The 21,720-nt window shown below is 68.5% G+C and carries 24 protein-coding genes; 10 read left to right on the top strand and 14 right to left on the bottom strand.

The window, feature by feature from the left end; genetic code table 11:
- Positions 1-122: 122 nt before the first annotated feature.
- Both AC07X5_RS31195 and AC07X5_RS31190 read right to left on the bottom strand, forming a co-directional pair.
- Complete coding sequence (locus AC07X5_RS31195; RefSeq protein WP_494773318.1) at positions 123-338, bottom strand: oxidoreductase-like domain-containing protein; 216 nt, start codon at positions 336-338, stop codon at positions 123-125.
- Complete coding sequence (locus tag AC07X5_RS31190; RefSeq protein WP_494773317.1) at positions 338-577, bottom strand: hypothetical protein; 240 nt, start codon at positions 575-577, stop codon at positions 338-340. Before AC07X5_RS31190 ends, AC07X5_RS31195 begins: the two co-directional genes overlap by 1 nt.
- 114 nt (positions 578-691) lie before the next feature.
- Between AC07X5_RS31190 and ylqF the strand changes: the two genes are divergently transcribed.
- The gene (ylqF, locus tag AC07X5_RS31185) at positions 692-1,666 is read left to right on the top strand and encodes a ribosome biogenesis GTPase YlqF (RefSeq protein ID WP_494773316.1); all 975 of its coding nucleotides are present in this window, start codon (positions 692-694) and stop codon (positions 1,664-1,666) included.
- 124 nt (positions 1,667-1,790) lie between these two features.
- Positions 1,791-4,082, top strand: a complete 2,292-nt coding sequence (locus tag AC07X5_RS31180; RefSeq protein ID WP_494773315.1) for a putative bifunctional diguanylate cyclase/phosphodiesterase — start codon at positions 1,791-1,793, stop codon at positions 4,080-4,082.
- A 91-nt stretch (positions 4,083-4,173) separates the two neighbouring features.
- Here the strand turns inward: AC07X5_RS31180 and AC07X5_RS31175 are convergent, their stop codons facing one another.
- Together AC07X5_RS31175 and AC07X5_RS31170 are read right to left on the bottom strand one after the other, a co-directional pair.
- The gene (locus tag AC07X5_RS31175) at positions 4,174-4,317 is read right to left on the bottom strand and encodes a hypothetical protein (protein WP_409954513.1); all 144 of its coding nucleotides are present in this window, start codon (positions 4,315-4,317) and stop codon (positions 4,174-4,176) included.
- 83 nt (positions 4,318-4,400) lie between these two features.
- Positions 4,401-4,850 carry a RidA family protein gene (locus AC07X5_RS31170; protein ID WP_494773314.1) on the bottom strand — a complete coding sequence of 150 codons (450 nt, stop codon included), beginning with the start codon at positions 4,848-4,850 and terminating at the stop codon, positions 4,401-4,403.
- An 88-nt stretch (positions 4,851-4,938) separates the two neighbouring features.
- On the opposite strand from AC07X5_RS31170, the gene soxR reads away from it, so the two are divergent.
- Positions 4,939-5,406 carry a redox-sensitive transcriptional activator SoxR gene (gene soxR / locus AC07X5_RS31165; RefSeq protein ID WP_494773313.1) on the top strand — a complete coding sequence of 156 codons (468 nt, stop codon included), beginning with the start codon at positions 4,939-4,941 and terminating at the stop codon, positions 5,404-5,406.
- Between the two features lie 23 nt (positions 5,407-5,429).
- On the opposite strand, the gene AC07X5_RS31160 is transcribed toward soxR, so the two are convergent.
- Positions 5,430-8,549, bottom strand: coding sequence for a WD40 repeat domain-containing protein (locus AC07X5_RS31160; RefSeq protein WP_494773312.1), 3,120 nt, complete (start codon positions 8,547-8,549; stop codon positions 5,430-5,432).
- Between the two features lie 136 nt (positions 8,550-8,685).
- Between AC07X5_RS31160 and AC07X5_RS31155 the strand changes: the two genes are divergently transcribed.
- Together AC07X5_RS31155 and AC07X5_RS31150 are read left to right on the top strand one after the other, a co-directional pair.
- Positions 8,686-9,624, top strand: coding sequence for a M14 family metallopeptidase (locus AC07X5_RS31155; RefSeq protein ID WP_494773311.1), 939 nt, complete (start codon positions 8,686-8,688; stop codon positions 9,622-9,624).
- Positions 9,625-9,786: 162 nt separating this feature from the next.
- Positions 9,787-10,191 carry a hypothetical protein gene (locus AC07X5_RS31150; RefSeq protein WP_494773310.1) on the top strand — a complete coding sequence of 135 codons (405 nt, stop codon included), beginning with the start codon at positions 9,787-9,789 and terminating at the stop codon, positions 10,189-10,191.
- Between the two features lie 98 nt (positions 10,192-10,289).
- Here AC07X5_RS31150 and AC07X5_RS31145 read toward each other — a convergent pair whose 3' ends face one another.
- The 9 genes from AC07X5_RS31145 to AC07X5_RS31105 all read right to left on the bottom strand — a co-directional run bounded on the left by AC07X5_RS31145 (position 10,290) and on the right by AC07X5_RS31105 (position 16,895).
- Entirely contained in the window at positions 10,290-11,177 is an 888-nt protein-coding gene (locus tag AC07X5_RS31145) for a DMT family transporter (protein ID WP_494773309.1), read from the bottom strand.
- A gap of 19 nt (positions 11,178-11,196) precedes the next feature.
- Positions 11,197-11,484: a hypothetical protein gene (locus AC07X5_RS31140; RefSeq protein WP_494773308.1), complete on the bottom strand. Its 288-nt coding sequence runs from the start codon at positions 11,482-11,484 to the stop codon at positions 11,197-11,199.
- 20 nt (positions 11,485-11,504) lie between these two features.
- Positions 11,505-12,155: a GntR family transcriptional regulator gene (locus AC07X5_RS31135; protein ID WP_409954521.1), complete on the bottom strand. Its 651-nt coding sequence runs from the start codon at positions 12,153-12,155 to the stop codon at positions 11,505-11,507.
- A 50-nt stretch (positions 12,156-12,205) separates the two neighbouring features.
- Entirely contained in the window at positions 12,206-12,646 is a 441-nt protein-coding gene (locus AC07X5_RS31130) for a VOC family protein (protein WP_494773307.1), read from the bottom strand.
- Positions 12,647-12,675: 29 nt separating this feature from the next.
- Positions 12,676-13,458, bottom strand: a complete 783-nt coding sequence (locus tag AC07X5_RS31125) for an amino acid ABC transporter ATP-binding protein (RefSeq protein WP_494773306.1) — start codon at positions 13,456-13,458, stop codon at positions 12,676-12,678.
- A 6-nt stretch (positions 13,459-13,464) separates the two neighbouring features.
- Positions 13,465-14,331, bottom strand: a complete 867-nt coding sequence (locus AC07X5_RS31120) for an amino acid ABC transporter permease (protein WP_494773305.1) — start codon at positions 14,329-14,331, stop codon at positions 13,465-13,467.
- Between the two features lie 50 nt (positions 14,332-14,381).
- Complete coding sequence (locus AC07X5_RS31115) at positions 14,382-15,275, bottom strand: ABC transporter substrate-binding protein (protein WP_494773304.1); 894 nt, start codon at positions 15,273-15,275, stop codon at positions 14,382-14,384.
- A gap of 65 nt (positions 15,276-15,340) precedes the next feature.
- A complete protein-coding gene (locus AC07X5_RS31110; RefSeq protein WP_494614313.1) occupies positions 15,341-15,844 on the bottom strand; it encodes a gamma-glutamylcyclotransferase family protein in 504 nt (167 codons plus the stop codon).
- Positions 15,845-16,202: 358 nt separating this feature from the next.
- Positions 16,203-16,895: a GntR family transcriptional regulator gene (locus AC07X5_RS31105; RefSeq protein ID WP_494773303.1), complete on the bottom strand. Its 693-nt coding sequence runs from the start codon at positions 16,893-16,895 to the stop codon at positions 16,203-16,205.
- 279 nt (positions 16,896-17,174) lie between these two features.
- Between AC07X5_RS31105 and AC07X5_RS31100 the strand changes: the two genes are divergently transcribed.
- The 5 genes from AC07X5_RS31100 to AC07X5_RS31080 all read left to right on the top strand — a co-directional run bounded on the left by AC07X5_RS31100 (position 17,175) and on the right by AC07X5_RS31080 (position 21,687).
- Positions 17,175-18,284: an ABC transporter substrate-binding protein gene (locus tag AC07X5_RS31100; RefSeq protein ID WP_494773302.1), complete on the top strand. Its 1,110-nt coding sequence runs from the start codon at positions 17,175-17,177 to the stop codon at positions 18,282-18,284.
- Between the two features lie 104 nt (positions 18,285-18,388).
- Positions 18,389-19,282: a branched-chain amino acid ABC transporter permease gene (locus AC07X5_RS31095; protein WP_494773301.1), complete on the top strand. Its 894-nt coding sequence runs from the start codon at positions 18,389-18,391 to the stop codon at positions 19,280-19,282.
- Positions 19,275-20,162, top strand: a complete 888-nt coding sequence (locus AC07X5_RS31090) for a branched-chain amino acid ABC transporter permease (RefSeq protein WP_494773300.1) — start codon at positions 19,275-19,277, stop codon at positions 20,160-20,162. The genes AC07X5_RS31095 and AC07X5_RS31090 overlap by 8 nt, the downstream gene beginning before the upstream one ends.
- Positions 20,163-20,176: 14 nt before the next feature.
- Positions 20,177-20,971, top strand: a complete 795-nt coding sequence (locus tag AC07X5_RS31085; RefSeq protein WP_494773299.1) for an ABC transporter ATP-binding protein — start codon at positions 20,177-20,179, stop codon at positions 20,969-20,971.
- Positions 20,968-21,687 (top strand): ABC transporter ATP-binding protein, encoded by a 720-nt coding sequence (locus AC07X5_RS31080; protein ID WP_409954532.1) that lies wholly within the window; start codon positions 20,968-20,970, stop codon positions 21,685-21,687. The genes AC07X5_RS31085 and AC07X5_RS31080 overlap by 4 nt, the downstream gene beginning before the upstream one ends.
- The last annotated feature ends 33 nt before the right edge of the window (positions 21,688-21,720 follow it).

Raw genomic sequence — 21,720 nt, 5'->3', positions numbered from 1 at the left:
CGTTTCTTTGGCGACGCAAAGAAAGGTACCTCGGCCGCCGGGCCGAGACCCGGCTCCCGCCCTCAGCACAGGCATGCCGTCAAAACAACCGCTGAACCACGCCTGGGCAACAACAGCACCTATCACCCCAGCTGCAGCAACGCTTCCTCACGCCAATACTCAGCCGCAGCAAAGAACCCCTCCCACACACACCCATTGCACCCCCGCCCACAACAACTGGTAGGCTCAGGCGGCGGCGCGCGCAAGGTGACGCCCACCGCCGCAGCCCGCTGCTGCACCTGTGCGAACATCGCACGCGCAGCATCGACCGGTGCCACGGGCGTGCCGGTGCCCACCATCACCGCTGGCGCCTGGCCCGGCGCAGCAGGAAGTTCACGATGAAAGCTCCGCCCAGCACCAGGGCGAACCAGCCCACCAAGGTGGCCTGGGCCATGAGGTCGCGCACGCCGCCCGAGCGGGCGATATGGGGCGCCAGCAGGATCACCAGCCCGATGAGGGCGCAGGTGACGCCCTTGAACAGCATCTCCTTGTCGGCCTTGGCCTGGGTGGAGGTGCGTGGGGTGTTGTTGGTTGGCATGGAAATGAGGGCAAAAGCGGGCGCCGAAAAGCCGCGCGGAAAGCGTTGGGGCCAACCGCGATTATCCTTCCCACCCTGATTCCCGCTCCGCACGCTCAAGAAAGTACCCCCCGCATGGCCATCCAGTGGTTCCCCGGTCATATGCACCTGACCAAGAAAGCCATCACCGAACGCATCAAGGACATTGATGTGGTGATCGAGGTGCTGGACGCGCGCCTGCCCGGCTCCAGCGCCAACCCGCTGCTGGTCGAGCTCACGGGCCACAAGCCCACGCTCAAGGTGCTCAACAAGCAGGACGTGGCCGACCCGGCGCGCACGGCGCTGTGGCTCGACTGGTACAACGCCCAGCACGATACGGGCGCCGTGGCGCTCGACGCGTCGGAGGCCGCGCCCGCGCGCAAGCTCATCGACGGCTGCCACCGGCTGGCGCCCAACCGGGGCGGCATGGCCAAGCCCATGCGCGTGCTGATCTGCGGCGTGCCCAACGTGGGCAAGTCCACGCTGATCAACACCCTGACCAACAAGCGCCAGGCCAAGACCGGCGACGAGGCCGGCATCACCAAGATCGAGCAGCGCATCACGCTGGCCGACGACTTCTACCTGTGGGACACGCCCGGCATGCTGTGGCCGCGCATCATCATTCCCGAAAGCGGCTACAACCTGGCCGCCAGCGGCGCCGTGGGCCGCAATGCCTACGACGAGGAACTGGTGGCGCTGGAGCTGCTGCGCCGGCTGCAGCTGCACTATGCGCCGTTGCTGGAGGCGCGCTACAAGCTGGGCCTGCCCGCGGGCGCCATGGCCACCATGCAGGACGATCAACTGCTCGAAGCCATCGGCAAGAAGCGCGGCGCCATGCTGGGCGGCGGCCGGGTGAACCTGCAAAAGACGGCCGAGATCGTGATGACCGACTTTCGCACCGCCATCCTGGGCCGCATCACGCTGGAGACACCCACCGAGTTCGAGGCCTGGCGCGCTGCCGGCCTGGCCGAGGATGCCAAGCGCCAGGCGAAGAAGGACGCGCGCGCCAAGGCCAAGGGCAAGGGATCGGGCATGCGCGAGCCGTCTGCAGGTGACGGCGAGGCCGAGTAAGCCCTCCAGGGGCGCCGCCACGGGCGCTCTGCGCTGCGTCGCGCTGCCGCACGGCAATTGAGGGCTCGATAGGCGCGGTGTATCGCGTTACCATGACAGATCATCGGCTGCCATTGCCCTCACCATGCGCGCTGTTGCCCACCTGTTGCCCGCCGACCAAGAAGACGCCACCACGCAGCAACTGGTGCGCGCCGGCGCATGGGTGGTCGCGGTCACCGGCACCCTGATCTCGGCGCTGCTGTTGCTGGACACGCCCCTGTCCTGGACGCATGTGCTGCTCAACCTGGGGGCGGGTGGCATGGGCGCGCTGTCCGTGGTGCTGGGCCGCATGGGGCGCTGGCACCAGGCGGCGCTGGTGCTGGTCTGGGGGGTGTGGGGGGTCGTGGCGCTGGTGGCGGCCAGCAATGGCGGCCTGCGCGGGCCCAACCTGCTCAATTTTCCGGTGCTGATCGTGTTTGCAGGCTGGATCCTGGGCGCGCGCGCCACGCTGTGGCTCACCGGCTGCACGGGCGTGTTGCTGCTGTTCTTCCTGTGGGCCGACCTGCGCGGCTGGCTGCCCGACGCGCGCTACGGCAACCGCCTGGCCTACCTGGCCTACCTCACGGGCATCCTGGCCGTGACGGCCGCGGCCACGCTGCTGTCGCGCCGCAGCTACCTGCGCCGCGTGCAGGAGGCGCAGCAGACCGCATCGAGCCTGGCGGCCAGCGAGGCCGAGCTGCGCAAGCTGCTGCGCGCGGTGGAGCAAAGCCCCGAGAGCATTGCCATCACCGACCTCACCGGGCGCATCGAATACGTCAACGCCGCCTTCCTCACCCGCACCGGCTACGCGCGTGACGAGGTGCTGGGCCAGCCCTCGGCCCTGGTGTCGAGCAACGGCATGGCCCCGGCGCAGCGCCTGGGCCTGCGCGACACGCTGGCGCGCGGCGAGAACTGGGCCGGCGAGCAGGTCAACCGCCGCAAGGATGGGGTGGAGATCATCGAGGCCGTGGTGGTGGCGCCGATCCGCCAGACCGACGGGCACATCAGCCACTATGTGGAGCTCAAGCAGGACATCACCGAGCGCAAGCGCGCGGCCGAGGAGATCCACCGCCTGGCGCACTTCGATGCCCTGACCAGCCTGCCCAACCGCCGCATGCTGGTGGACCGTCTGGCCACGCTGCAGTGGCGCACCGGGCGGGCAAGCGGCACACCCGGAGCGTTGCACGCCCTGGTGCTGCTGGACCTGGACCGCTTCACCATCTTCAATGATGCGCGCGGCAGCGAGATGGGCGACCGCCTGTTGTGCGCCGTGGCGCTGCGCCTGTCGGCGCTGCTGCCCGAGCAGGGCCTGCTGGTGCGCGTGGCCGGCGATGAGTTCGCCATCGTGCTGCACGACCTGGCGACCCAGGGGCCGCAGGCCAGCCGCCGTGCCCTGGCCTTTGCCGAGCAGGTGCAGGCGCAGCTGCTGCAGCCGATGCGCCTGGAGGGCTATGCCGACGAGGCGCAGCTGGGCGCCAGCATCGGCATCACGCTGTACCCGCAGAGCCCGGCCGATTCACCGCAAGAGGCGCTGCGCCGCGCGGGCACGGCGCTGCACCGCGCCAAGCAGGCCGGGGGCGGGCGCTCGGCCTTCTTCGAAGAGGGCATGGGCGAGGCGGCGCAGCAGCGCTTCCTGGTGGAGCGCACCTTGCGCCAGGCGATTGCCGGTGATGAGCTGCGGCTGTTCCTGCAGTCGCAGGTGAATGCGCAGGGCGAGCTCACGGGCGCCGAGGTGCTGGTGCGCTGGCAGCACCCCCGCGACGGCTTGCTCGCCCCTGGCGCCTTCATTCCCATTGCCGAGGAGTCCGACCTCATCGTGAGCCTGGGCACCTGGGTGCTCGCGCATTCCTGTGCGCTGCTGGCCCTGCCCGCCATGCGCGAGCGCAAGCTGCGCCTGTCGGTCAACCTCAGTGCGCGCCAGTTCCGCCAGGCCGGCTTCATACCGCAGTTGCGTTCGCTGCTGGCGGCCTCGGGGGCCGACCCGGCGCTGCTCACGCTGGAAGTCACCGAGGGCCTGGTGATCGACGATTTCGACGATGCCGTGGCCAAGATCCGCGAGCTGGGCGCATTGGGCGTGGAGTTCTCGCTGGACGACTTCGGCACCGGCTACTCGTCGCTGGCCTACCTCAAGCGCCTGCCGATCCGCGAGATCAAGATCGACCGCAGCTTCGTGCACGAGGCCCCCACCAATGCCGATGACGGCGTACTGGTCGAGGGCATTCTGTCGGTGGCCAGCCACTTCGGGCTGCGCGTGGTGGCCGAGGGCGTGGAGACACGGGCCCAGGCCGACTTCCTGCGCCAGCGTGCGCCCGGCATCCTCTACCAGGGTTATCTGTTCGGCCGGCCCGAGCCGCAGGAGGACTGGCTGGCCCGGCTGGCCCCTGGACCATTGGTATGAGTCCGCGCAAAAAGAACAGCCCCCGCTGCCGGTAGCAGCGGGGGCTGTGGTTCGCACCGGCCGTGGACGGCGCGGCCAGGTCGCGGTGCGACTACTTGTTCTTGTCCTTGCCGCGCGGGATCACGGCCGTCACGGGCGGCATGGGGCGGTCGGAGCCGTGCGATTCCTTCGGGATCGACGTGTCCTTCTTGGGTTTCTTGGTCATCTTGTTGCTGCGCTGTTCGCCTTTGGCCATGGGCCCTCCTGTATGGGTCTCCGGATGGGACCGCTGCGCGGAATGGTACGCCACAACCGGGGCGACCGGAACGGCCTTGGGCGTTACCCCCGTGGGGCCACCACGGCGGTGGCCTCCACTTCCACCAGCATGCCGTCGAGCGCCAGGCGCGGCACGGGGATCAGGGTGCAGGCGGGCGTGGGCGCATCGCCCCACACGCGGCGCGCGGCCTCGGTCCACAGGGCCAGGCGTTCCTCGGTGTGGTCCACCACCAGCAGCGTGAGCCGCACCACATCGTGCACCGTGGCTTCGGCCGCCTCCAGCACGCGGCGCATGTTGTCCAGGGCCTGCGCGAGTTGCTCGGCAAAGTTGGGCGACAGCTCGCCCGCCAGGTTCTCGCCGCCCTGGCCCGAGGCATAGACCGTGCGGCCCGCGAGGGGTGCCACCACCACGTGGGTGTAGCCATTGGGGGCCGGGTCGTACACGCCCTCGGGGTTGATGTGGGCGAGCGTGGCAGCGTGGGCCGGGCTGAGGCGCTGTGCGATCTGCGGCATGGGTGACGTCCTGAAGGTCGTTGAAGAGGCTGGTAGTATTGAATCTCAAGTTAACTTGAGGTCAACGACCCACTTCAAAGGCATGGACATGAAGCAGCACGATGACGCGCCCGGCGATTCCATGGCAGAGCTGGCGGCCGACCTGTCGGTGGGCGAGGTGGCGCGCCGCAGCGGGCTGGCCGTCTCGGCGCTGCATTTCTACGAAACGCGCGGCCTGATCGCCAGCGTGCGCAGCGCGGGCAACCAGCGGCGCTACCCGCGCTCGGTGCTGCGCCGGGTGGCGGTGATCAAGGTGGCCCAGCGCATGGGCGTACCGCTGGCGGCCATTGGCAAGGCGCTGCAGGCCCTGCCCGCAGGCCGCACGCCCACGGTGGCCGACTGGAAGCGCCTGTCCGAGCGCTGGCGCGAGGACCTGGACGAGCGCATCCGCACGCTGACCGCGCTGCGCGACCAGCTCGACGGCTGCATCGGCTGCGGCTGCCTGTCGCTCAAGGTCTGCCCGCTGCGCAATGCGCAGGATGCGCTGGCCCAGGAAGGGCCCGGTCCGCATTTCTGATCGGTGCGTGCGCAGCGCCCCGCTTACCAGCGCAGCGGTGCGTTCTCGTTGTTCCAGAAAATCCAGCGTCTCACCTCCGCGTAGGGCGAGGTGCCGATGGAATAGGGGTCCAGCCCCGTCTCCGTGCGCTGCAGCACGGCCAGATAGCCGCCGTAGCTGCCCACCAGCAGGGTGCTGCCATCGGGCGAGGCCTCGATGGCGCTGATGCTGCTGCCCACATGGTGGCGCCACAGGGTGTTGCCCTCATCGTCCATGGCGTGCACGTAGCCGCTGGCATCGCCCATGACCACCATGCCGGGCAGTGTGGCCGAGGCGTAGACGCGCCAGTCCGCGTTGACGACCGTACCTTCGGTGTCCTGCGCGTCGTCCACGCGTGTGGAGGTGGTGATGCCGTTGTACAGGTGGCAGGAGTTGAACCACAGCCGCGTGCCGTCGTGCGAGAAGCGCGCGTGGTGCGGGTAGGAGGACTGTGTCTCCAGCGTGCGCAGCAGGCCGCCGTCCTGCGCGCCGAGCAGGATGTGCGTGCTGTCCTGGTCGCCCACGGCGATGAAGCGCTCGTCGGGTGACAGGGCCATGTGCAGCATGTCCATGGACAGCAGGCTGCCCTCGGGCTCGCCCTCGGCCGCGTCCTCGTGGTTCTTGGGCCAGGTGTAGGGGCCGCCATCGTCCTCGTCGCCGTCCTCGCCTTCGTCGAATTCCTGCGGGTGCAGCCGCTGCACACCCTGGTTGGTGCTGATCAGGTAGATGCCCGTGGGGTTGCGCAGCAATACCCGCCGGCCGTCGCTGAACGGGATGATCTCGTCGCAGCGCCGGCCCAGCGAGCCGGCCACCAGGCCCATGGATGCGGGGATGCCTTCGTTGCCGTGCGGCAGCGGCAGCTGTGCGATCTGCGGCCCGCCAAAGCCCTGGTGCGTGGTGATGTGCGTGCCGTCGCTCTGCGCAAAGCAGCGCCCGTCCATGGACCGCCCCAGGCCCTTGAGCGCCGGCAGCGCCGTGGCCGCAGTGCCGTCGATCTGCACCCAGTGCACCGACTCGCTGTAGCCGGGCCCGATGCGCGCGAGGATGCGGCCATCGGCCAGCAGCAGGGCCGGGCCGATGAACTGGCCCTGCTTGGAGGCCGTGCGCACATAGGCATCGGGGGCAAAGGCAAAGCGTTGGCGAAAGCGCTCGGCCAGGGCCTCGTCGGCATGCCGGTTCACCACGCGGGCCAGCTGCAGCACCGTGGGGGCGCTGGCTTTGCGCGGGTCGTCGGGCAGGTCGTCGTCTTCCTCCTCATCCTCCTCTTCGCCGCTGGCGTCGCCCTCGCCCTCATGGGCGCGGGCGGTCAGCGCGAACTGGTGGGCGCGGATGGCGGCCACATAGGTCTCGCCACCGGTCTGCCACTGCTCGGACAGCAGCATCAGCTCGGCCGGGAATACGGCGGCATCGGGCAGGTCCGGCGCCAGCGGGGGCGTAGCCAGCAGGTGCACAGCGGCCTCGATGCGTTGCGCTTCTGCGCGCTGCGCTTCCTGCACCTCGTGCTCGCCGCGGATCTTCGCCTCCACCTGGGCAAACAGGCGCAGCAGGCGCGCGATGTGGTCCACCGCACCGCGGGGCAGTGCGGTCCTGGGCTCGCTCTGGCGCTGGGCGTACTTGAACTCCACCAGCGGCGGGCCGGCACGGGCCTCGTCCACGTCGAGCTGGTAGGCGGCGTAGCTGTCGTCCGCGTCGTCACCGGGCCGCTGTTCGCCGTTCTCCCAACTGAGCTTGAGCGCACGGCTCCAGGGCTCGCCGTCGTGCAGGCAGGGCTGGCGCGCACCCACCCATACGTCGCCGTGCCAGGTGCCGTTCCTGTCGCTGTCCCACCAGTCGTTGTACTCCTCGGTGAAGTAGGGCAGGCTGGTGAATTGCTCGATGTGCCTGGGGGTGAGCGTGGCCTGCAGCCGGTGGTACAGCGGGTAGCCGGCGCGCGACTGTCCTACGGCGCGGCGCACATAGTCGAGCACACCGCGCCAGGCTTTCATGCAGGCCTCGCGCGCTTCGGCGGGGGCATCGTCGTCGAGCACCTTGAATCCGTCCTCCGTTCCCTCGGTGTAGCCGCGGTAGAGCAGTGTGGCAACCTGGGTGCAGGGGATGGGCTTCCTCCGCACTGCGGCCGCCAGGCGGGCCAGCAGGCCCTTGCGCGTAGGCTCGTGCTCCACCGAGAGGTAGAAGTCCCAGGTCTTCCAGACCGTGATGAAGACGTTGTCGTCGCGCTGGTCGCCATCGCCGTCCAAATGCCGGCGGCAGAGCAGGAAATCGGTCTGCCCGAACCAGCCATAGGCCTTCTTCTCCTTGTGCGTGACCACGGGCGAGTTCACCGCTGCGAGGATGTTGGCCACGCTGATCGCCTCGTCGGCGAAGAGGTCGTTGGCCAGGGGCAGGTCGGCCTCGATCTCGCTGCTGGCGCGCACCGGGCTCTCACCGGCGCGCACGGCGGCGACCACGCGGTCACGGTCGAGCAGATCGCCGATGCCGTCCGTACCGTCGTCGATGCCATCGAAGTACTCGGGCAGGAACACCAGGCCCGCCACCTCGGCAGAAAACTCCGCCAGGCTGGGCACGCCGCGTGTTTCATCGAGCAGGAACTGCACCTGCTCGCCGCCAGCCACCTGCACCGGGTATTCATCGGTGAACAGCGCCACGCGTGCCGTGAGGCCGCCGTCCACCCGCAGCTCGCCGTGGCGGGCATGGCCCCAGAGCAGTTCGTCCACCGTGAATGCGCCCTGCACATGCAGCAGCTGCCCGCCGATGACCGCATGCTGCACATGCAGGTCGCCCAGCACCACCAAGTGGGTGGTGCCATAGGTGTTGCCGGCGGTCAGCGCGCCCTCGATGGCGAGGCTGCCCTCCACGAGGACCAGATGGGGCGCACGGCGGGTCCGCGGGGCGGCCTCCGGCTGGGCCTGTGCCAGCTGGTGCAGGCCGCCATCGGCCACCAGCGGCAGGTCCAGGTGCAGTTCAGGCCACTGCACGTCGCCGCTGATCCAGACGGCGGTCTCTGCGCTGAACTCTTCAGGATCTGCCTGCAGGCGTTCTGCGATGGAGCAGCCGGCGGGCAGCAGGTGGGCCACTTCGGCCATGGGAACAAAACGCAGTCTCGGCAGGTTGGGCTGGCTGGGCATGGTGCTTTCAGGGCAATGAACAGTCGGTCGGCGGGCATCGTACACCGCGTGTACGCGGCCACGCCGCTGCGTGCACACGCGGCCGTTTGGGCCGACAATGATGTGTTGTCTTATCAGTTAATGAAACCCTCCCACCATGAGCCAGAACCCGCCCGCGTTTGAAGTGCTGCCCCGCGACCTGTCCGCCTACCGCCAGGGCAATGTCGGCATCGACTACGTGCACCGCTTCGAATCGGGCAAGCCCGGCCCCCACGTGCTGATCAACGCGCTGACCCACGGCAACGAGATCTGCGGCATGGTGGCCGCCACCCACCTGCTCGACAGCGGCGTGCGCCCGCTCATCGGCACGCTGACCATCAGCTTTGCCAACGTGGCGGCCTACGAATCGTTCGACGAGTCCCGCCCGTTCGAGAGCCGCCAGCTGGTGCACAACCTCAACCGCATCTGGTCCGCCGCCGAGCTCGACGGCAGTGGCGACAGCCCCGAGCTGCGCCGCGCGCGCGAACTGCGCCCGGTGGTGGCGGCGGCCGATCACATCCTCGATATCCACTCTACCAGCCAGGACGTGCAGCCCTTCTGGGTCTACCCCGCCTACGAACGCAATGCCGCGGCCGCCCTGGCCATCGGCCTGCCGCCCGTGCACATGGTCATGCCCAATGGTTTGGGCTCGGGCACGCCGCTGATCCAGCACGGCCGTCACGGCCAGGCCCTGGGCGATGCCGGCGTGGCCATGGTGGTCGAGTGTGGCCAGCATTTCCTGCAATCGGCGGCCGACCTCGCTACCCAGGTGGCGCAGGACTTCATCGCCCACTTCGGCCTGACTGCACCGCGCGCCGACCGCGTTGCACCGGGACCGCAGCGCCGCTTCGAGCTGCTGGAGACCTGCATGGTGCTCACGCCCGACTTCGCCTTCACCCGGCCGGTGCTGGGCTTCGAGACCTTCGCCAAGGGCGAACTCATCGCCACCGATGGCGCCGTGGAGATCCGCGCGCTGTGCGACGACTGCACGGTGATGATGCCCACGCGCGAGCCCATCGTGGGGCGCGAGGCGGTGTACCTGACGCGGCCGATCTGAGCGCCTGGGGCGGGCGGCTGGTGGGGATTCGTTCTTTGCTGCTGCAAACAGTGAAATAAGTTCGCAAAAACCGGATTCAGGTTTCGCCCTGGACTGCTGTTTCTTTCAAAGTGCCTTGCCCATACTGAGAGGCTTGCTTGCCATCTTGAAAGGACGACACCGATGTTTTATGCAATCAGCTGGTTTCTCGCGCTGGCGCTGCTGGCCCTGTGGTCCGTGGCCTGCTGGAGCGCGCACGCGGTGACGCTGTGGGCCGTATCGGGCGCGGGCACGCTGGCCAGCAGTGGCCCTGCCGTGGTGGATCAGGCGGTGCTGCCCGACTGGCTGGCGGTCTGGCTGCCGCCCGCGCTGGCGCAGGAGTTCGGTTCGCTGGTCGCTTCCATCGGTCCTGTCATCCAGGGCGCGTTGGAGGCCGTGCCTGCGCTCTCGGGTGCCATCTCGCTCCTGGCCTGGGCCGTGTGGGGGGTGGGGGCGCTGGTGCTTCTGGCCCTTGCGGTGGGGGCCCACGTCCTGATTGCCTTGCTCAAGCGCAGCAAGGCGGGTGCATCGCAGGCTGCAGCAGCCTGAGTTCCGACGCAGTTTGGAAGGGCAGGGTTTCGGGTAGATTGCGGGCCTGGTTTGGCGCGGCCAAGGCCTGGCCGCCTGGGATTCTTTCCAGGGCAGCGTCAACCGCCCGGAGGGGGGCTTTCATGGCCGTGGTGGCTCCCGCGCGCCGGCCGCGCCATCCATGCGGCCCACAGGCCGCTGAGCACGATCAGCGCGATGCCCAGCAGGGTAGGCCCTTGGGGCACCTGGCCGAACACCAGCCACCCCAGCAGTGCCGCCCAGAACAGTTGGGAGTACGAGAAGGGAGCGATGGCCGACGGCGGCGCGATGCGGTAGGCCCAGACGATCAGCCACTGCGCGGTGCACCAGCTGCCCGCCATGGCCAGCAGCCAGGGCCATTGCAGCGCGAGTACCCCCGGGGCCATGCGCGCAGCGGGTAGCGCCAGGGCCAGCACGCCCAGTGCGGCCGAGTACAGGATGGTGGTGGGGGCGGGATCGCTGCTGCTGAGCAGGCGGGTGCAGAGCACGGCACCCGCCCAGGCCAGGGACGACAGCAGCGGGAACAGCATGGGGGTGTCGAATCCCGCCCCGCCGGGCTGCGCCACGACCAGCACGCCCGCAAAGCCCAGCAGCACCGGGGCATTGCGCCAGGGTCGCCAGGGCTCGCGCAGCAGCAGGGTGGACAGCAGCGTCACATACAGCGGGGAGGCGAACACCAGGGCGGTGGCCTCGGCAATCGGCAGGGTCTTGATGCCCTGCAGAAACAGCACGGCTGAGCCGACCAGGCCGGCGGCCCGGCCCAGCTGCAGGAGCGGGCGTTGGGAGCGCAACAGCCCGGGCTGGCGCAGCGCCATCGGCAGCGCAGTGGCCAGCAGCAGTGCATAGCGCAGCCAGGCCAGTTGTCCGGCGTCGAGCCCGCTGCCTGCACGTTGGACCAGTGCGTCGGACACGGAGAAGCAGGCCATGGCGGCGACCAGGAGCACGCTGCCCTGGAGGTGGGAAGACATGGGGGCTGTATAGGGAAGGCTAGATCCGGCGCACGCGCAGCAGGCCGGGCTCGTGGGGCTGGGGCTCCAGCCACCAGGTCTGGGCAGGGATGGCGGCGCCCTTGGCCGTGCTGCGGGCGAAAAGCTGCAGCAGCCAGCCGTTGGCCGCCGCGGCCTCGATCCTGCCTTCGCCGATGCTGAGGTCGGCGAACTCGATGAGCACCGGGTCGCCGGCCTGCCAGTGCGCAAACCCATTGGCCGGTGTGCCGGCGAGCCGTACGCCGGGATAGAGATGGCTGTCGCCAGCCGCAAGGCGCCGGGCGTTCATGGAGGAAGCTGCTGCGCTGCTCAGCGTTCGTCGAGCGCGTCGGCCACGATGCGCATCGTGGTGGCGATGTGCTCGCGCGTGAGTTGCTCTGCATGGTCGCCGTCGCGCCGCTCCAGGGCAGCGAGGATCTCGTGGTGCTCCTTGGCGGAGTGCGCCAGCTGGTCCTTGGCGAAGATCACCGGCAACCGCAGGCTCCAGTACTGGAATTGCGTGCGCTCGTGCTGCTCGACGAAATAAGCATTGCCTGAAAGCGCGACCACGCGGCGGTGGAAGATCTGGTTGAGCCGGTTCACCTCGCTGCGCGAGACCGCCTCGGCCGCGTCCATGGCCACGAGGATCTGGCGCAGCTCCTGCAGCGCCTCGGCCGGGGCCCGTTCGGCCGCCAACCTTGTGGCATAGCCCTCGATCGCCATGCGGCTCTCGAAAATGCTGCGCACCGCCAGCGGTGCCCCCGTGCCCACCACCCAGCCGCGGCTGCGGCTGACCAGGCCTTCGCCCTGCAGGCGCAGCAGGGCTTCGCGCACGGGGGTGCGGCCCGCCGAGAGCAGTGCGCAGATGTCGTCTTCCACCAGGCGCTCACCGGGTTTGACCTCGTGCGACAGGATGCGGTCGCGCAGCTGCTGGTGGACGTCTTGGATGATCGGCGCCGAGCCGTTGTGGTTGCGGGTCATGGGGTTCCCATTGTGGCGAATGGAAGTGGCGAACGGAATTCGGGGTGGCATCAGGCCGTGCGGCGCACTTCGAGCACCACGCCGGCACCGGCGCGCGTGTCGAAGTAGGTGAAGCCGGAGCGGTCGGCGCGGCGCCCCCGGGCGGTCGGCAGCACGCCGGCCTGCCGCGCATGGGCCTCGGCCTCGTCGCAGTCCTCCACCTCGAAACCGAGGTGGTAGACGCCTTCCCCGCGCGTGTCGAGGAATTGCCGCTGGGGCGAGTCTAGCAAGGACGGCTGGCACAGCTGCAGCTGGAAGTTTCCGAGGTCCAGGCACTTGTAGCGCATGGCGTCGGAGGCAGCCTTGTTCGGCACTTCGAAGGCCACGTAGGGCTGGCCCTTGGGGTAGTCGAACCAGGGGCCCATGCCCAGGCTCTCGTAGTAAGCGACGGCCTTGTCCAGGTCGTGCACGACGATGCAGACATGGTGCAGGTGGTGGAAGGGGTGGTTCATGGCAAGGTCTCGTTCGGTCGGTGGGAATGTCAGTGGGAGAGGTGGCGGGCCAGGAACTGGCGGCCGCGCTCGCTCGATGGGCCCTCGAAGAAGCGCCGGGCCGGCAGCACGTCTTCGACGATCTCGCCGTTGACCATGAACAGCACCCGGTCGGCGAAGTCGCGCGCCAGGGCCATCTCGTGCGTGGCCATCATCATGGTGATGCCGTCCTGGGCGAGTTGCCGGATGACTGCGATCACCTCCTGGGCCAGCTCCGGGTCGAGCGCGCTGGTGGGCTCGTCGAGCAGCATCACCGAAGGCTGCATGGCCAGGGCGCGCGCAATCGCCACGCGCTGCTGCTGCCCGCCCGAGAGCTGGTGAGGGTAGGCCTGGGCCTTGTCTGCCAGGCCGACCCGGCGCAGCAGTGCCTGCGCGGTGTCGCGCGCTTGCGCGCGCGGCTTGCGCAGCACGTGCAGCGGGCCGGCCATCACGTTGTCGAGCACGCACAGGTGGCGAAACAGGTTGAAGCTCTGGAACACCATGCCGGTGCTGCGCCGCTGCAGGCTGATCTCGTGGTCGCTGAGCTCGTGCAGCGCATCGCCGCGTTCGCGATAGCCCACCAGGCCCCCATCGACGACGATCTTGCCGCCGTCGATGGTCTCCAGGTGGTTCACGCAGCGCAGCAGCGTGGATTTGCCTGCGCCCGAGGGGCCGAGCACGGCGACCACCTGGCCACGCGGGATCTGGGCGCTGACGTTGCGCAGCACGCACTGCGTGCCGCGGAATTTGGTCACTTCCATCAGTTCGATGGCGTTGGAGGACGGCTGGGACATGGTCTGCTAGCGGTGGGGAAAGAGTTTCTCAAGCGTGGTCTGCAGTGCCGTGGCAAAGGCCGTCATCACCAGGTACCAGAAGCCTGCGACGGCCAGCAGCTCGACCACGTGGAAGTTGGCCGCATAGATGTCGGTGGAGATGCGCAGCAGCTCCAGGTAGCCGATGGCCGAGGCCAGCGAGGTGGACTTGAGCAGCAGGATGTACTGGTTGCCTGCGGCTGGCACGATGATGCGCGCGGCCTGTGGAATCACCACCTTGCGCATGAGCAGGCCGTGCGGCATGCCGATGGCGCGGGCGGCGTCGCGCTGGCCGTTGTCCACGGCCAGGAAGCCGCCGCGGATGATCTCGGCCATGTAGGCGCCCTCGGCCAGGCTCAGCCCGATCAGCGCCGCCACATGGGGCGTGATGACCGAGGTCATCGGTGCATCCAGCAGCACCCAGCTGGTGAACGGGATGGCGATGTGCAGCTGCGGGAACATGATCGGGAAGGCGTTGAACCAGAAGATCAGCTGGATCAGCATCGGCGTGCCGCGGAACAGGTAGATGTAGGTCGAGGCGAACGCCGTGAGGATGGGGTTGCCGCTCACGCGCATCAGCGCTGCGACGAGTCCGACCACGCCGGCCAGCAGCAGGGCGGTGGTGCCCAGCATCAGCGAATTGACAGCGCCTTCCAGCACCAGGCGGCTGAACAGGTAGTCCAGGAAGATGGGCAGCTTGAGCACCTGGGCCTTGATGGCCGCGTGCAGCAGGACGGCCAGGGCGGTCAGCACCAGCGCGGCAAAGATCCAGGGGCCCCAGGGGCGGCGGTGCACCACCCGGCGCGGCCGCGCGGTGGCTGAAGAGGGGGATGGCGAAGGGGTTGCGGAGTTCACACGAAGGTTCCGGTCGGGGCAGGGAAGGGGCGGCAAGCCGCCCCGGGTGCTTACTTGCCGCGCTTGGAAGCGGGCAGGTTGACGCTGATGGCCGGCAGGGCGGCACCACCCACGCCCCATTTGTCCAGCAGCTTCCGGTAGGTGCCGTCGTCCAGCATGGACTGGGTGGCCTTCTGCACCGCGTCGCGCAGCGCGGTGCGGTTCTTGGCGAAGCCCCACGAGGTGATGTACTGCGTGAGCATGTAGTTGCCGCCGACGATGCGGTAGCGGTCCGGGAACTGCTGGCCCATGTACACCAGGGCCGGGAAATCGCCCAGGTAGCCGTCCACGCGGCGCAGGTCGAGCTGCATGCGCGCATCGGGTGCCGAGGGCAGTTGCTCCGCGCGGATGGCGGCCTTGCCGGCCTTCACGCAGCGCTCGGACGCGGCCTCCACCTGGGCCATGATGACCCGGCTGCCCAGCAGCGTGGCCACGCCCTTGCCGCAGAAGTCGTCGATGGTCTCCAGGCGCTCCTTGTTGGCCGCCAGCGCCAGGATGCTGCCGCCCGAGAACAGGTAGTTCACGAAGTCCACCTTCTGCTCGCGCTCTTCGGTGTCGCTGATGCCGCCCGAAGCCAGGTCGAAGCGGTCGGCCTCCAGGCCGGGGATCAGCGCCGAGTACTCGGCCTGCACGAACTCCAGCTTCAGGCCCAAACGCTGTGCCACCTCGGCCAGCAGGTCGCGGCTCGCGCCCGTGACCTCGCTCTTGCCCGGCTCGCGGAACTCGATGGGCGGAAAGGTCTGCTGCGAGCCCACCCGCAGCACGCCGCGAGCCTTGATCTCTGCAGGGATGGCTGCCAGCACCTCGGGCGCAAGGGGCTTGGCGGTCTGGGCCATGCCCAGCAACGGAATGGCAGTGGCCAGCAGCACCAGGCCGCAGCGCAGGGAACGCTTGATGAAATGCATGGAGAAGTCCTTTCAGGAAAGCGCAGGCAGGAGCGTGGGAAGGGGGTGGTCAGGCAGGAGGGCGGTCAGCGGCTTTCGGCGGACTTGCCGGGAATGGCCGACGGATTGGGCCGGTCGGCGCGCGGGCACGGGGCTGCCGCATCAAAGGTGGCCTGCACCGAGGCGATGTACTCGGCCGGGAACTTCCAGGCCGCAAGACCGGTGGGGATGTGTTCCCAGTAGAAGTTCGGCGGGCGCATGGCCATGCCGGGCTTGGACAGGCGGTAGGTCCAGCAGTCGTAGGCCTTGCCGTCCTCGCCGTGCACGGTCAGGAAGAAGCGCTCGAAGTCGTCGTAGTCCTCGTTGAGCTGGTGGGGCTCGTGCTCGAACACCACGCCCAGGGCGTTGTTGCCCACGGCGTCGGAGACCCCGTTGAGGTGGCACCAGCCGCGGTCGCTGCGCTCGCCGGCCGCATGGAACTGCAGCCGGTGGTTGGCCGCGTGGGCCTTGGTGATGGCCTTGGTGGTGGGCCAGTAGCGGCGGATCTCGGGGTCGTTGAGCCAGGTGCAGTAGGCAAAGTAGTAGAGCATGGGTCGCTTTCTTTCAGGAGGGGAAAAGCCTCTTGCGAGGCGGGGAGGTGAAATCGTATATTTCTTCGTATATGTTGAATGCAAGCCTTGTGCCAGCCCAGGCAGGCACACATCAGTGGTCCTGGCATCCTGTATATTTATTTGTGTACTAGAAGATATACGAAGAAATTTGGATCAATCCTGGGGTTTTCCCGGGCCTCTTGTCGGCCAGCGCCACGCACTTCTTTGGTTTGCGAATGCACCCTTTCGGCGCTTTTTGGGTGATTTTGGTGCGGCCCGCCGACCAGGGCTTGCGTCTCTTGGCAGCACCGCGAGCCCGCAAGCACGGCCTGCACCGGCGGCCAGGCTTGCCAGTCCGTCAGGCCAGTTGCAGCAAGCCCGGGCCGTCGCCGCCCTGCATCTGCTGCTCGCGCGCGGTGGCCAGCAGTTCCTTGCGGGTGTTGTCGATGTGCTCTTCGAGCAATGACACCACCTTGCCCACATCGCGCGCGCGGCAGGCGGCCACCAGCTGGTAGTGGTCGGACTGCGGCTTGTCCTTGCCCGTGGCCTTGGACATGGCCAGGTGCGTGTAGCGGTCGGTGTTCAGGCAGTACTCCTCGATCAGGCGCTTGAGGCGCATGTTGTTGGCCGGGGCCGACAGCGCCAGGTGGAACTGGCGGTTGTACTCGGCCCAGTCGCTGACCACCTCGGAGCGGCTGTAGTCATCGAGGATGCGCTCCATGGTCTCGAAGTCGCGCTCCACCATGTTGGGCACGGCCAGCCTTGCCGCGTGGCATTCAAGCGCCACGCGGATGTCCAGCAGCTCGCAGATCTGCTGCACGTTCATGCCCGCCACCATGGCACCCCGGTTCAGGTGGTGCACCACCAGGCCTTCTGATTCGAGCTGGCGCAGCGCCTCGCGCACGGGGATGCGGCTGGCGTTGAACTGCGTGGCCAGGGCGTCCTGGCGCAACTGGTGGCCCGCCGGCAGCTTGCCGCTCAGGATGTCGTGGCGCAGCGCGTCGCGGATGACCTGGTGCAAAGCGCGCGGTTTGGAGGTGCGGGATCTCATGCCGCTATTGGATCAGAACTTAGTGCCCGCTTCACAACGTGATTGTCATCCTGGATCTGTATGTATAGAATTGGATCCAATTGATGATTTGTTGGATCTTAAGCAAATCGAATTGGTTTCGAAGGCATGGTCTTTGGCTCCTCATGAAGGGGCCACAGCGGCTCCGCATGTCCCCTCCACCGGTTCGAAAGGCGCTCCTTCAGGCATCCCCCTGCACCCCGTGCATTGCGGCGCGAGCCGCCATCCCTTCAGCCACCTACCTACGGAGCTTCCATGTCCATGAAATTTCGAACCCTCCGAGCGCCCATGGCGTTCGCCTTCGGTCTGGCCCTCACCTCGCATGCCCTGGCGCAGGACACGGTGCAGATGGGCGCCGTGCTCTCGCTCACGGGCGCCAATGCCACGGTGGGTGAGGACGTGCGCCGCGCGGTCGCCCTGGCGGTCGACAAGGTGAACGCCGATGGCGGCGTGCTCGGCAAGAAGTTCAACGTGGTCGTGGAGGACTCGGGCGGCAACGCCACCACGGCCCTGAATGCGGCGCGCAAGCTGGTCAGCGTGGACAAGGTGCCGGTGGTGATCGGCGAGTACTCCTCGGGCATCACCCTGCCCATGGCGCAGTACCTGGTGAAGGAGGGCGTGGCCCACATCAACATCGCCAGCACCAGCGTGAAGATCCGCGACCTGGGCGCCAGCTCGTTCAACCTCATCGGGCTGGAGGACAAGGGCAACCAGTTCTCCTCCAAGGACGTGTGGGACCTGGGCTACCGCAACGTGGCCATGGTGGCGCCCAACAATGCCTACGGCCAGGGTGTGGTGCACGGCTTCAAGCAGGAGTTCGAGAAGCTCGGCGGCAAGGTCGTGACCGAGGTGCTCTACACCGCCGGCCAGTCCACCTACCGGCGCGAACTGCAGCAGATGTCGCGCAGCAACCCCGACGCCTACATCTACACCGCCTATGGCCAGGAGTCGGCGGTGATCAACCGCGAAGCCCTGGAGCTGGGCCTGCGCAGCAAGCCCTGGTATGCCATCCTGATCTCGATGAGCCTGTCCGACACGGCACCCGAGATCGCCAAGGGCCAGCTCGGCATGGAGGTGGGTTCGGTCTACGGCGCGGCGGGCAAGGCCTACGCCGACGCCTTTGCCGCCAAATACAAGGAGGGCATGAAGACCTCGTACACGGGCTACGCCTACGACGCGGTGCTGATGGCGGCCGCCGCGATGAACAAGGCCAAATCCACCGACACCGCCGCCGTGCAGGCCGCGCTCAAGGAACTGGGCAAGGGCGGCTATGTGGGCGTGACCGGCCCCATCGTCTTCGACGCCGAGCGCCAGCGCACCGACCCGCCTTACGCCAAGCTCAAGTACGACGGCAAGGTCGTGCCGCGCTGATCCCTCTTTTCCCTGTGCCGCGCTGCGCTTGAACCGGCGCGGCCTTCCCTGATGCCCGGCCGTGCGCATGCCCTGCGCGCGGCCGGCTCCACCGATCCGTCTCCATGCTCCAACTTCTCTTCGACACGCTGCTGCGTGCCTCGGACCTCGCGCTCGTGGCGCTGGGCCTGAGCACGGTCTACGGCCTGGTCAAGTTCCCCAACATCGCGCATGTGCAGTACGCCATGCTCGGTGCCTACGCCACCTATGCCCTGTTTGCCTGGGGCCTGCCGCTGCCGTTGGCCATTGCCATCGCCTGCGGGCTCACGGGCCTGCTCACGCTGGTGCTGCACCTCCTGGTGTTCCGCCGCCTGCTGCGCGCGGGCCCGGCCATCGCCATGATCGGCTCGCTCGCCGTGGCCATGCTGGTCGTGGCCGGGGCCCAGGGCGTGGCGGGCTCCTTCCCGCGCATGTTCAACCTGCCGATCACCGAGCCCGTGGTGCTGGGCGGCGTGCGCCTGTCGCATACGCAGATCGCCGCCATGGCCACCACCGCCGTGCTGCTGGCGCTGTTCACGCTGCTGCTGTTCTTCACGCGCACCGGGCGCGCCATGCGGGCGCTGTCGACCAACTCGGCGCTGGCGGCGGCTTCGGGCCTCAATGCCGAGGGCATCACGCGCCTGGTGAATTTTGCGAGCGGCGCCATCGCCGGCCTGGGCGGCAGCCTGCTGGCCCTGTCCACCGGCGCCCACATCAACCTGGGCCACGACCTGCTGCTGCCGGTGTTCGCAGCCGCCATCCTGGGCGGCCTGGGCAACCCGCTGGGCGCGGTGGCCGGCGCGGCGCTGATCGCGCTGACCGAGACACTGGTCACCAACCTGAACTTTGGCTGGCTGGTGGGCAAGCCGCTGGCCTTTCTGCCGATCGCTTATCTGAGCGCGGCCTCGTTCCTGATCCTGCTGCTGGCCCTGCTGTTCAAACCCTACGGCCTGTTCGACCGCGAGGTGCGCCGTGTTTGATTTCCTGATCTCCACCTTCACCATCGCTGGCATCTACGGCCTGATGGCCCTGGGCCTGAACCTGCAGGCAGGCTATGCCGGCTTGCTCAACTTCGGCCACATCGCGTTTGCCGGCATCGGCGCCTATGCCACCGGTATTGCCGTGCAGGCCGGCTGGTCGCCGCTGGCGGGCGCCGGCTGCGGCGTGCTCGTGGCCATGCTGCTGGGCTGGTGCATCGCGCGCCTGGGGCGCCAGCTCGGCTCGGACTACTGGGGCATCGCCACCCTGGCCATCGCCGAAATCCTGCGCACCGTGGCCACCAACGAGGACTGGCTGACCGGTGGCGCCAACGGCATCAGCGCCATCCCCTCGCTGTTCGACGGGCTGGGCCGGCCTTACGGTGCGCTGGCCTTCCTGGCGCTGGTGCTGGCGTTGGTGGCTGCGTGCGCGCTGCTGCTGCGGCGCCTGGCCAACGGCCGCTTCGGGCGCGCGCTGCGCCTGTCGCGCGAGGAGCCGCAACTGGCCATCTGCATGGGCTATGACCTGCTCTCGCTCAAAAGCCGGGCCCTCATGGCCGGCGCCGCCGTCACCGCGCTGGCGGGATCGCTCTACGCCCACTACATGAGCTTTGCCGGCCCCGACTACATGGTGGCGTCCGAGACCTTTCTGCTGTGGACCATGCTGATGATCGGCGGCATGGGCAACACGGCCGGCGTGCTCGCCGGGGTGGTGCTGGTGCAGGGCGCCTATGCGCTGGTGCCGTTTGCCAAGGACTACTTCCATTTCAGCTCCGACCTGGCCGGCGCGCTGCGCCTGGGCCTCATCGGCCTGATCCTGCTGGCCTGCCTGCTGTGGCGCAGCGAGGGCCTGGTGCCCGAGAAGCTGCGAAAGATGCCATGACCCCGAACGCTCCCATGAATGCATTCCTTGAAGTCCGCGGGGTGGCCAAGGCCTTCGGCGGCAACCAGGTCCTGTCGGACGTGAACCTGCAGATCGCCCAGGGCGAGATCGTCGGCCTGCTCGGACCCAACGGCTCGGGCAAGAGCACCCTGCTCAATGCCATCACCGGCTTCACGCCGGTGGACGCGGGCAGCGTGCACTTCGATGGCGCGCCCATCGAGCGGCTGGCCGCGCACCGCATCGTGCGCACCGGCATGGCGCGCACCTTCCAGCTGCCGTCCATGCCCACCCGCATGTCGGTGATGGAGGTGGCCATGGCCGCCGCCACGGCCCACCACGGTGTCTGGGACACGCTGCTCTCCACACCCGGCGCGCGCCGGGCCGAAGGCGATGCGCGCGAGCGTGCCGAACAACTGCTGCGCGAACTGCTGCTCACCCCCGTGCGCGACCTGCCGGCCTCGGCCCTGTCGGGCGGGCAGAAAAAGCTCCTGGGCATCGTCTGCGCGCTGATGGCACGGCCGCGCATGCTGCTGCTCGACGAGCCCACCGCGGGCGTGCACCCCAACCTGCGCCGCGACATCGTCACGGCGCTGCAGCGGCTCAACGCCCAGGGCATGACCCTGGTGATCGTGGAGCACGACATGCATTTCATCCGCGAGGTCTGCACGCGCTGCGTGGTGCTCGACCGTGGCGAGATCGTCGCCAGCTGCCCCCCCGACGAGCTGGCCCGCAACGAGCGCGTGCTGCAGGCCTACCTGGGCACGGCGGCAACCACCCCATCCACCGAAGCGCGCGCGGAGGCCGCATGATTGACATCGACAACGTTGTGGCCGGCTACTCGGCCGAGATCGACATCCTGCGCGGCATGAGCCTGCAGGCCCAGGCCGCGGAGATCGTGACCCTGCTGGGCCCGAACGGCTGCGGCAAGAGCACGCTGCTCAAGACCATAGCCGGCTACCTGCTGCCGCGCAGCGGCCGCATCACCCTGCGTGGCGAAGACGTCTCGCAGATCCCCGTGCACCGCAAGATCCGCCACTGCGGCCTGGGCTTCGTGCCGCAGACGGACAACGTCTTCAGCGCGCTGACCATTCGCGAGAACCTGCAGGTGGGCGGCCACTACCTGGAAAAGGCCGAGTGCGCGCGGCGCATGGACGAGCTGTGCGCGCTGTACCCGGTGCTGGCGCGCAAGCGCGATGCGCGCGCGGCCTCCATGTCGGGCGGTGAGCGGCAGATCCTGGCGCTGGCGCGCGCGCTCATGCCGCGCCCGGGCATTTTGCTGCTCGACGAGCCCTCCGCCGGCCTGTCCCCCAAGGTGCTGCACGAGGTGTTCGACGCCATCGTCCACGTGCGCAACCAGGAGCGCGTGACCATCCTCATGGTGGAGCAGAACGCCATGGAGGCGCTGCGCATCTCCGACCGCGCCTACGTGCTCTCGATGGGCGCGGTGGCGCTCACCGGCGAGGCCGGCGCGCTCATGCGCGACGAGAAGGTGCGCGAGCTCTACCTGGGCGGCCGCGCGCACTGAGCCCCCACCACCGTCCATCCCTCTTGCCTGCCG

Source organism: Acidovorax sp. GW458-11-26-14-TSB4 (assembly GCF_059423865.1).
This window is presented reverse-complemented; position numbering and strand designations above follow the sequence as displayed.